The following is a 10,507-nucleotide window of genomic DNA, read 5'->3' on the forward strand; positions in this document are numbered from 1 at the left end:
GTTACAATTTTGGCAGGCCGAACCAACTATGGGTTCCCTTCAGTGTTTTATCCTTGAGGCCAATAGTGTAGTACCAAGACCGAGAATAGCGATCATGGCGAAAGACCAGCGAAGGTTGGTGGCCTCAGCAATAAAGCCGATCAGTGGGGGGCCGATCAGGAAACCGAGGAAGCCCACAGTTGAAACTGCTGCGATGGCCATCCCGGACGGCATTGTTTTAGACCTGCCTGCCAGGGCCAGTGCAAGAGGTACTACTGAAGATACGCCTATGCCTACCAGCAAAAAGCCGAACGTGGCCGTATAGATGTGGGGGATGGCCACTGCGAGCAATAATCCTGAAGTGCTGATGATGCCGCTGCACTGGAGTACGCGTTTGATCCCGAACCGGGTAACCAGGTGATCGCCGGCAAAACGTCCGGCAGCCATGGTACCCATAAAAGCGATATATCCTACCGTGGTTAAAGCGGCAGGTACCTGAACGATCTTCTGGAAATAGACGCCGCTCCAGTCGAACATCGTGCCTTCAGTGATGAGGCTGGCAAATGCAATCAGGCCCAGTTTAAGGATGTTCCTGTCCGGCCTGGCAAACAGGGGCTGTGCGTCCTGAGGCTCGTCCGACGGCAGCAGGTATTTCCAGCTCAGTGTAACCAGTAACCAGCACAGCACTGCGATAACCGAGAAATGAAACCGTACGGGGCAATTCAGGGCGATTGCCAGAGTGCCCAATGCGATACCCGTAAACCCCGCAAGGCTCCATAACCCGTGAAAGGAAGCCATGATTGACCGTTTATACAGGATCTCAATGCCCACAGCCTGTGTATTCATTGCTATTTCAAATACATTATTCAGGAAGCCAAAGAGGAACAGTGCAATCACCAGTTGCCAGATCTGCGTAGTAAAACCGATGACGCAGAGCATGAGCGGGAAGCCTAATCCTGCCAGGATCAGTACTTTTCTGCTGCCAAAGCGGGTCACCATCCAGCCCGAAACGGGAAGGCTGATCATGAGCCCTATGGGCAGTGCAAATAAGATGCTTCCCAGCTCTGCGTTATTTAAACTAAAATGGATCTTCAGTTCATGAATACGGCAGGCCCAGCTGGAATAGGTGAGGCCTGCTATAAAAAAGAAGATACTGGTTGCTATACGGAAGCCCCGTTTGTGATCTGAGTTATCCAATACTATTTGCATATAGACCGATGTGCTGATGGAGCTCGTCATAATCGGTGATTTTAATAATATCAGTCAGATGTTCGAGCCGTCTGTTTTCAATACCTATGAATTGAATACCCAGTTCTCTGGTGGCGAGGTAATCCCAGTTGCCGTCGCCAATGTAAACAATGTTGGATAAATCCATTTCCAGCCCGTGCTGCAAATTCATTTTCCTGATGGTATGGCCAATGATGTCCTGCCTTGCCATGGCATCCTGTGCGAAAGAAGCCGCTGTGCATCTTTCAATATTAATACCTGCGCAGCGCAGCTTGAATTGTGCTGATTCACGCCAGCCTCCTGTGGCTAAGCCTACGCTGATATCTTTTTCCCCGCATAACGCTTCCACTATCTTGCCTGCTTTATTTATTTCCATGATACAACCGGGCTGTTTTTTATACTCCTGTTCAAGCAATTTACAAAAATGAAGAATAAAACTGTCCCGTTCTTTTTCGGAAAAGGAACGTCCAAGGCGTTCCCTGAACAGCTGGTCTATTATACCGGAATCGGTTGTGTGCTGATAATCTCCGTATTCAGTGCTGAAATCCCTGAAGTTGAAGACCTCTTCTATGGCCTGGGTGTAACAGTGATCGTCGATCGCTGTTGTGTCGGTTAAAGTTCCGTCGATGTCGAAAATGATATATTTCATCTGATTTGTTTATTGTTTTAATTGTTAGATGGAGCCTTTGATGATTAAAATAATGATTAAGCCCAAAGAGTAATCATTATTTTAATCATGCCGGGTTCATCTGATTTGTTTTTGGGGTTACATTTGGATAACAGATTTGAGGCTTGAAATATCATTGCTTCTGCGCTGTGTTTCCAGATCGCAGCCGAGGTGTTTCAGCGCGATGCCAAAGTCGTTCAGGCTGTATTGGTTGGTAATGATTTTTTCCAGTCCGAGGGAGCCGCTGTTGATCAGGTCAACCGCATGTTTAAAGGTGTCCTGTGAATCAATAGAGCCGATGATAGAAATGCTCCTGTCAGCTATTTCCCTTGGGTTGATCGTTTGCTGGTTATTGCGTAGTCCCATCATCGATATTTTTCCGCCGTCAGCAATTGCCTGCATTGATTTTTCCAGCAGGCTGCCGGTGGTATCAATGATCAGGTCGTACTGGTTTTTCTGAGGGATGAACTCAGGTTCCAGGTTCCAGTTATCAGCTAAAACATTGTGCTTTTCTATCAGTTTGATACGATTTTCTGAAGCTTCATAGATGACACCATTTTTTATTCCATGCTGTGCGAGGGCGGTGTAGAAAAGTAATCCTATAGGGCCGCCCCCCAGAATAGCGGTGCGCATGAAAGGTGTGACCGCAAGTTTTTTAACGGCAGTCAGTACACAGCTGAGTGGTTCAGACATGGCGCCCTGCTCAAAAGGTATTTCTTCATTCAGGGGATAGATAAAGCGGCTGGTGGTTTTGAAATACCTGGTGAATGTGCCATCTATTGATACGCCGGCCTCGGTGCTGGCCTTTTCCAGGCAGTGGTTGCGCAGGCCTTTTCTGCAGTTGCTGCATTCTCCGCAAAAATAGGTAGGGTCAATAATTACGCGGTCACCCGTTTTCCATTTTCCGGCACTGCCGCCTGTTTCTACAACTACACCGGCAGATTCATGACCGATGATTACCTGCGGACGCGCTGTATATTCTCCCGAAACTATACTGAGGTCTGTACCGCAGATCCCGGTGGCACGAATGGCCACGATCACCTCGTCTGGCATAGAAATGGTTGGTTCTTCCCTTTCTTCAACCCGGATATTCCATGGGTTGTGGTATACAATTGCTCTCATAATTAAAGAATATGGTTATAAGCGGCTGAATAATTTGTCTAGTCTTGAAATGATCTCCTGGATGTCTTCAGGTGTGGCTGTTAATGTGGGTCTTACCTTCACTACATTGCCAAATCCGTAACGTGACCCTCTCAGGATCATATGATGGTCGTCCTGCGCAATGGAGATAATACGGTTGGTAAGGTCCGGATCGGGATCGCCGTTTTTATCAACGATCTCCAGGCCCCACATGTAGCCTATGCCTCTTACATCGCCAATGATATGGCCGTAGTGCTCCTTCAGTTTTTGGAGCATGCTGCCCAGCAGGTCTCCGTTTGTGCGGACGTTTTCCAGGAAGCCTTCCCTGGAAACTATTTCCACGGTCTTTTTTGAAGCTGCCAGGGATAAAAGGTTACCTCCTGAGGTATACGAATGTTCAAATTTTTCAAATACATCAAACTGTGACCGGTAAAGTATGGCCGCTGCGGGAATGCCTATGCCGCCCAGTCCTTTTGCCAGGGTAATGATATCTGGTTTGATGTCATAGTGCTCGCTTGCGAACATGTAACCTGTTCTGCCGATGCCGGTTTGCACCTCATCTGCAATCAGTACGATTTCCAGCTCATCGCAGATCTTTCTGATCCGTTCAAAATATCCATCCGGTGGTATAATGTTCCCTCCGTTTCCGAGGATCGGTTCCAGGATCATGCAGGATACATTGTCAGAACTGCCGTAATGCACATAGTCATAAATCGCCTCAGCACAAAGAAAGCCGCATTCCGGTGCACCCTTAGCTGAATAAGGGCAGCGGTAGCAATAGGGGGCGGGTACCACGCCATGCTGTACTGAAACCGTATTCGGGAATGATTTCCGGCGGAATGCATTTCCCGAAATGGCTGTAGTGTACAGTGTTTGTCCGTGGTGTGATAAAGCCAGGCTGATCACTTCGCTTTTCCCGTTGTATTTGTTGGCGATCTTTACTGCCCCTTCATTGGCTGTAGAGCCGATAATATCGCGCATCCAGCCGTGGGTAATGTATTCCGGGGCGCTGGCTACGATATCATCGAGCACGTCCTGGGCAGCCTCAGCGGTGAATGCCGAAGATACATGTATGAGATCTTCGACCTGAGTTTTAAGCAGTTCCACCAGTTCAGGATGGCTGTAACCGAGTGAAATATTGAAGGTGCCTGAAACTGCGTCGATATATTCTTCATTCTGAGAAGTATACAGACGGATCCCTTCACCTTTAACGAAATTAATAGGATTTGACATAGGTTCATAATTAGGATTAAATTCCATTACAGAATCCAATCGTTGTTGTTAATTAATTTATTTTGGTGACCGAATCTATCATTACGTTTTTGCTTAACTTATAATATTATATGAACTGCTGATTAATTTATATAAACAATGGCGTTGTTAGGGATATGTCGGGATTACCGTCTGAGGTTTCCCTTTTTTGCTGCCGGATGGTGCAGGTGTATCAATAATAAGGGCAGTATGTTGCTTTTCATGTGTATTTAAGGCATTTTTATGCGCAGCCCGGAGGGGGCAGGCGAACAGATTGTTTCGTAATTCCGGTCAGGGACTATGATGGTGTGTGATTAGGATAAAATAAATTATTAAACTATTGTTAATTAATATTTTATAAACAGATTAATGTATTTTTATTTATGAAGCTATACCTGTCAGTTGGTGTAATTTTATATTTTTAAGCAGGTAATTTTCACGAATGATTGCTGGTTTAACTATTTAGTTTTCTTATGGTTAACTGTCGGGGTGTCTTGTGAGGGAAAACTATCGTGTCAGAAATAAATAGTACAGATTTCTGTATCTTTGCCGCTATTCAGGATAAAAACCTGACGGAATGATATGCAAAAAGAAATAGAAATCACTATTGCCCCGGAGGATGCAGGCAGTGAAGAGGAAATTATAAAACAGCTCTCCATTGCTTTAAAGATCGTCCTCTCACAGATCAGGGGATATAAAATTCTAAAACGGTCCATTGATGCACGCTCCCGCAGGGTCATCTTCAGGATGCAGGTTAACGTATTCATAGACGAACCGCAGGTTGCCGATGTTTTTACGCTCAATTACCAAAATGTGGCCGATAAAAAGCGGGTGATCATTGTAGGTGCTGGTCCGGCAGGTCTGTTTGCCGCGTTGCAGTGCATTGAGAACGGTATGAAACCTATTGTGCTGGAACGTGGCAAAGATGTAAAACAGCGCAGGAGGGATCTGGCGCTGATCAACAAAGAGGGGATTGTAAACACTGAGTCGAACTATTGCTACGGGGAAGGTGGTGCAGGAACTTACTCCGATGGAAAATTATATACCCGTTCCAATAAACGGGGAGACATCAACAAAGTGCTGCAGATCTTCGTTCAGCATGGTGCGACGGATGATATTCTGGTAGATGCACGTCCGCATATCGGGACGAACAAGCTTCCGCATATCATCACTGCGATCAGGGAAACTATTTTAAATGCCGGTGGCGAAGTTCATTTCGGCCAGAAGGTAACAGATTTTCTGATTGAATCCGGAAAGATCAAAGGTGTTGTGGTCAATGATGAGGAAAAGCTTGACGCAGAGGCAGTGATCTTAGCCACAGGCCATTCTGCCCGTGATATTTATACCCTGTTAAATAAAAAAGGCATCCTTGTGGAGGCTAAGCCCTTCGCACTGGGTGTACGCATTGAACATCCGCAGGAAATTATTGATGCGGCGCAGTACCATTGTGCGGTACGAAGCGAGTTTTTGCCGCCTGCATATTATAGCCTGGTAGAGCAGGTGGGAAGCAGGGGCGTATTTTCATTTTGTATGTGCCCGGGTGGGATCATTGCTCCCTGTGCCACCTATGAAAATGAGATTGTGGTCAACGGCTGGTCGCCCTCCAAAAGAAATAATCCGTTTGCCAATTCAGGAACAGTAGTTCAGGTGACGCTCGAAGATGTCCCGGGAGATGATCCGTTACGGATGATGAACTTTCAGTCGGAGATCGAAAAAACGGCCTTTGCTTTAGGAGGCGGTAATCTGGTTGCCCCGGGGCAGCGGATGGTAGATTTTGTTGAAGGCAGGGTCTCCGCAGATCTGCCCAGGAATTCATACCTGCCGGGAACAAGGAGTGTGATGCTCAAAGAAACATTGCCGGATTTCATCGCATCAAGCCTGAAAAGCGCCCTTCCTGTTTTTGGAAAGAAAATGAAAGGTTATTATACCAATGAAGCTATACTGGTTGGTGTAGAAAGCAGAAGTTCATCACCTGTCCGTATTCCGAGGGACAGGGAAACATTTCAGCATCCTGAAGTAGCGGGTCTGTATCCATGCGCGGAAGGTGCCGGATATGCCGGAGGAATTGTTTCTGCTGCGATTGATGGTGTAAATTGTGCCAATGCCGTGCTTAAATTTAATTAAACATTTAAGTATTGCGGCTGTTATTTACTCGATAACTATAATACTATCCAGATGAAACACACCCTGATCATCGGCGCGACCCCGAACCCTGCAAGATATGCTTATCGTGCGGCACAAATGCTAAAATCGAAAGGGCATTCTATAGTGAATGTGGGTATTAAAAACGGTGAAGTTGCGGGTGTTGCTATCGAAAAGCCCGGAGAGATCCATGACGATATCGATACTGTTACCATGTATATCGGTCCTGCATTACAATCGGATTATTTCGATTACCTGCTGAAAACCAAACCCAGGCGTGTGGTATTTAACCCGGGAACTGAAAACGATAAACTGGAGAAGTTTCTGAATGAAAACGGTATCGAAACCCTGAATGCCTGTACATTGGTTTTACTGGCAACGGGCCAGTATTAGAGGTCATCATATAGAATGACAAAGAAGTTCCCCATGATGCTTTTACTTCGGTAAGGAGCGTTTCTTTCTTTCTTTACTTTCGCTGGAGCTGCTGCGTACGATAGTTTCGTTTGATTGAACTATCCTAACTGCCGTATCTTTTAAGTATGTTTGCAGTTCCGGTTCTTCTCTGTTAATTATTTATTAACGGCATTTTTTCAATTTATCATCGTAGTATATAAACCAAATATTGACTGAATATGCTGATCCTGATATCACAGCCAGTAAAGTGTATGTTATCGAGTGATGATAACTTCATACCTGTAAAAGCGATATAAACAGATGAAAAACTTATCCTTATTTAAAATAACTGTTTTTTATTTGATGCTTGGGATTACTGCCCTGCTGATTATTGAAAGCATTATTGAGTTGTCTGCTATAGCTTCAGCAGACACCGGAATCAGAAAGCTTTCCTTGTATAAAGACTTGTCATTTCTGGTTGTTGCGGCAATGATCATCTACTTTTCCGTGGGCTTTTATAAGAAAATTCATCTGACTAATGAGCTCAATTATCAGCAGCTTTTTAATGGGAGTCCGCTTCCAATGTATGTGATGACTAAAGGTACCCTAAAGTTTCTTGCTGTAAATGAAGCTATGGTTAAGCTCTACGGATTTACCGAAAGCGAATTTCTGCGGATGAATGCATTTGACATCCGGCCCAGGGAGGAGCGAAACCGCATAAAGGTTTTTCTTGATGAGTTTGGGGAGCTGACAAATGAATCCGGCAGGTGGCTGCATCAGAAGAAGAATGGTGATTGTTTCTATGTGCAGATTACATTTCACTATGTGCCCCTGATAGGGGAGGGAGCTTACCTGGTAATGATCACCGATATTGATAAATCTATCAATGACGAAAAAAGAATAAATGACCTGCTGAATTTATATGAGACGGTCAACAAGGCAACCAATGATGTGATCTGGGATTATAATATCCTGACGGATGAACTGACCTGGATGCCGGGATATTTTGAAATCTTTGGTTACAGCGGTGAATCCACCCAGAATTCTTTTTGGGCAATGCAAAAGATACATCCTGATGACCGTAAATATGTGCAGGAAGCATTTAAGAGCCTTCTTGCTGATAAAAGAAAAGAGTGGTCTGCAGAATACAGGTATATCTGTGCGGATGGTTCTGTAAAATATATCAGGGACAGGGGTTATGTGATCTTTAATGTTGCGGGAGAGCCGGCGAGAATGATTGGAGCGATGCAGGATATCGATAAACAGAAGAGGTTTGAACAGCAGCTGCTGAGCCAGAATGAACAGCTGAAGGAAATAGCCTGGATAAACTCCCACCAGGTAAGGCGTCCGCTGAGTAATATACTTGGTTTAATTAACCTGATCAGGGATTCTTCCGTTCAGGAGGATGACGTCCGTCAGTTGATAGCGCTTCTGGCGGTTTCTTCAAAGGAGCTTGATGATGCTGTTATTCTGATCAACCGGCAGACGATGGAGGGGGAAGGGTAACCGGGTTGTGTTTAACAGGAAAATTAACTGAATTAGCAATAAAACACAGCTCACTGGCTTTTTTATGGTATTCATTTGCTTTTTCAATCATTGAAGCATCGGCCACAATTACAATTGGGTTCAGAACAACTTCTGTAAAATGGCCTGCACCATCTGATGTGGTAACCATCAGGCCGGTTGCGTGATCTGAATAGTCAACCACAATTACGCCTCCGGTTGCACAAACATGTAAATAAGATAACATATGGCATGAACTCAGTGCGGCTATCAGCATATCTTCCGGATTGTGTTTGGTTTTATCTCCGCGGAATGTAGGATCGGAGGAACCGTCCAGGTCAGGTTTGTTTGTTATGTGTATTGAATATGCCCTTTCATAAGCCCTGTAGTCCGATGTTCCGTTACCTGTATTGCCGTTCCATTTTAAAGATAATTTGTAATTGTGTTCTCTTTCCATAAATATGTGGTTGCTGATGTAAGTATCGTTAGTATGTCTCAGTGGCAAAAATAAGTTAAATTCGAATATTAAAAACAGGGATTTAATTCAGGGGGATTGCTATGCCTGAATCTGGCCGGAAGACCTGGGTTTTCATCCCGCGAAAGCGGTGGTGTTAAAGCACGTTGGAAATAAGTCTGCTCTTCTGAATTGAATTTAAACAGCTATCAACCTAGTAAATCCAAACTTTAAGTTTGGATTTACTAGGTTGATAGCTTATATTTGATTATGTTAAAGAGAAATCTTCAATCAGAAATTCAGCGAAAACTAAATAAGTCTCCTGCAATCGCAATTTTGGGTCCGCGCCAGGTTGGTAAGACAACTCTGGCCAAACAATTGCAGATGCCTAATCGAGAAATTGTTTATCTGGACATGGAAAATCCTGTAGACCAGGCCAAACTTCAGGATTCGTATACTTATTTAACGGGATTTGAAAATAGTACTGTGATCATAGATGAAATTCAACTGATACCCATGCTATTTTCGGTACTCAGGCCATTAATTGATGCAAAACGTACACCCGGCAGATTTATACTTTTAGGCTCGGCTTCGCCTTTACTGGTAAAAGGGGTGTCAGAAACCCTGGCGGGACGTATTGCTTATAACGAACTCACTCCAATTGGTATAACTGAATTGCCTGAGAATATTCACTATAAGGGACACTGGTTTAGGGGCGGGTTTCCTGAAGCACTATTGGCAACGAGTGATGAAGATGCTAAAGAATGGCTTGACGATTTCATCAGAAGTTATGTAGAGCGTGATTTAGCGCTCTTGTTTGGAGTAAACCTTTCAGCGGTTATTTTACGTAATTTCTGGAGTATGTTGGCACATTCAAATGGAAATCTTTTGAATTTTGAGGTATTTGCACGTTCATTGGGAGTGAGCGCGACGACGGTGGTAAAATATCTTGACTTTTTAGAAGGTGGGTATATGGTGAGAAGACTGCAGCCCTGGTTCGTCAATGCTAAAAAGAGATTGGTGAAATCTCCCAAAACCTATATCAGAGATACGGGAATACTACACAGATTACTAAATATACCTTCACTGGACGACATATTTGGGCATCCTGTAGCAGGGGGATCATGGGAGGGATATGTTATTGAACAGATATACATGTGTAAGCCAAATTATACTGAACTGTTCTTTTACCGCACACAGGCAGGGGCAGAGTGTGATCTTATACTTGTACAGGGAGTAACACCTGTTGCTTGTATTGAAATCAAGTTATCTAATTCTCCTGTAGTGTCTAAAGGGTTTGTCAGTTGTGTACAGGACCTTAATCCCAAATATAAATTCATTATTACTCCTCAAAGTGATACTTATGATACCGTAAATGGTATGACTGTTATCAGTTTAAAGGACTTTCTCGGAAATAGGTTGTCTCATTTGAATTCATGAAATGAGTTACTGTAATTGTAGCATGTTCATATACTGCTTTATCCTGACAGGATTTTGTAGGCTGAATCAGAGGTTCCTGGTTGTGGCTTGCTGGCATTTTTTTCCTTCCAACCCCCTGTCAGGGATATTCCAACGACGAGGCAAGGTCCCGGCAACATAAAGCAATACACGAACTATCCAACCAGAATAAGTTCAAGAGATCTGGTCAGGGTTTCGCTTTACAGTTGGTCTTATACAGGAAAAGCTTTACAGTTTGTTACTGCTATTTGTTTACTATTGTCCGTTACTGTACAGAATATGCTGATAGGTAA

Annotated in this window: 9 protein-coding genes; 4 read left to right on the forward strand and 5 right to left on the reverse strand. The window is 44.2% G+C overall.

What is annotated here, in order from left to right:
• Window positions 1–39: 39 nt before the first annotated feature.
• From BLW16_RS12005 to BLW16_RS12020, 4 genes are all read right to left on the reverse strand, one after another.
• Complete coding sequence (locus tag BLW16_RS12005; RefSeq protein ID WP_245735247.1) at window positions 40–1,218, reverse strand: MFS transporter; 1,179 nt, start codon at window positions 1,216–1,218, stop codon at window positions 40–42.
• Window positions 1,169–1,855, reverse strand: a complete 687-nt coding sequence (locus tag BLW16_RS12010; protein WP_090556825.1) for an HAD family hydrolase — start codon at window positions 1,853–1,855, stop codon at window positions 1,169–1,171. The genes BLW16_RS12005 and BLW16_RS12010 overlap by 50 nt, the downstream gene beginning before the upstream one ends.
• 117 nt (window positions 1,856–1,972) lie before the next feature.
• The gene (locus BLW16_RS12015; protein ID WP_090556827.1) at window positions 1,973–2,995 is read right to left on the reverse strand and encodes a zinc-dependent alcohol dehydrogenase; all 1,023 of its coding nucleotides are present in this window, start codon (window positions 2,993–2,995) and stop codon (window positions 1,973–1,975) included.
• Window positions 2,996–3,010: 15 nt separating this feature from the next.
• Window positions 3,011–4,246, reverse strand: coding sequence for an aspartate aminotransferase family protein (locus BLW16_RS12020; protein ID WP_090556884.1), 1,236 nt, complete (start codon window positions 4,244–4,246; stop codon window positions 3,011–3,013).
• 600 nt (window positions 4,247–4,846) lie between these two features.
• Between BLW16_RS12020 and BLW16_RS12025 the strand changes: the two genes are divergently transcribed.
• From BLW16_RS12025 to BLW16_RS12035, 3 genes are all read left to right on the forward strand, one after another.
• Complete coding sequence (locus BLW16_RS12025; protein ID WP_090556830.1) at window positions 4,847–6,388, forward strand: NAD(P)/FAD-dependent oxidoreductase; 1,542 nt, start codon at window positions 4,847–4,849, stop codon at window positions 6,386–6,388.
• A gap of 51 nt (window positions 6,389–6,439) precedes the next feature.
• Window positions 6,440–6,799 (forward strand): CoA-binding protein, encoded by a 360-nt coding sequence (locus BLW16_RS12030; protein WP_090556832.1) that lies wholly within the window; start codon window positions 6,440–6,442, stop codon window positions 6,797–6,799.
• A 321-nt stretch (window positions 6,800–7,120) separates the two neighbouring features.
• Window positions 7,121–8,305, forward strand: coding sequence for a PAS domain-containing protein (locus tag BLW16_RS12035; RefSeq protein ID WP_090556834.1), 1,185 nt, complete (start codon window positions 7,121–7,123; stop codon window positions 8,303–8,305).
• Here the strand turns inward: BLW16_RS12035 and BLW16_RS12040 are convergent.
• Window positions 8,274–8,759 (reverse strand): OsmC family protein, encoded by a 486-nt coding sequence (locus tag BLW16_RS12040; RefSeq protein ID WP_090556886.1) that lies wholly within the window; start codon window positions 8,757–8,759, stop codon window positions 8,274–8,276. The genes BLW16_RS12035 and BLW16_RS12040 overlap by 32 nt on opposite strands.
• Window positions 8,760–9,026: 267 nt before the next feature.
• Between BLW16_RS12040 and BLW16_RS12045 the strand changes: the two genes are divergently transcribed.
• Window positions 9,027–10,196, forward strand: coding sequence for an ATP-binding protein (locus BLW16_RS12045; protein WP_090556836.1), 1,170 nt, complete (start codon window positions 9,027–9,029; stop codon window positions 10,194–10,196).
• Window positions 10,197–10,507 lie beyond the last annotated feature (311 nt).

Source organism: Pedobacter hartonius, from assembly GCF_900107535.1.
GTDB lineage: Bacteria > Bacteroidota > Bacteroidia > Sphingobacteriales > Sphingobacteriaceae > Pedobacter > Pedobacter hartonius.

Bases quoted from the DNA above. Each gene is read 5' to 3' on its own strand.
- BLW16_RS12005 (WP_245735247.1), bottom strand. From the start codon at position 1,218: ATGACGAGCTCCATCAGCACATCGGTCTATATGCAAATAGTATTGGAT.
- BLW16_RS12010 (WP_090556825.1), bottom strand. From the start codon at position 1,855: ATGAAATATATCATTTTCGACATCGACGGAACTTTAACCGACACAACA.
- BLW16_RS12015 (WP_090556827.1), bottom strand. From the start codon at position 2,995: ATGAGAGCAATTGTATACCACAACCCATGGAATATCCGGGTTGAAGAA.
- BLW16_RS12020 (WP_090556884.1), bottom strand. From the start codon at position 4,246: ATGTCAAATCCTATTAATTTCGTTAAAGGTGAAGGGATCCGTCTGTAT.
- BLW16_RS12025 (WP_090556830.1), top strand. From the start codon at position 4,847: ATGCAAAAAGAAATAGAAATCACTATTGCCCCGGAGGATGCAGGCAGT.
- BLW16_RS12030 (WP_090556832.1), top strand. From the start codon at position 6,440: ATGAAACACACCCTGATCATCGGCGCGACCCCGAACCCTGCAAGATAT.
- BLW16_RS12035 (WP_090556834.1), top strand. From the start codon at position 7,121: ATGAAAAACTTATCCTTATTTAAAATAACTGTTTTTTATTTGATGCTT.
- BLW16_RS12040 (WP_090556886.1), bottom strand. From the start codon at position 8,759: ATGGAAAGAGAACACAATTACAAATTATCTTTAAAATGGAACGGCAAT.
- BLW16_RS12045 (WP_090556836.1), top strand. From the start codon at position 9,027: ATGTTAAAGAGAAATCTTCAATCAGAAATTCAGCGAAAACTAAATAAG.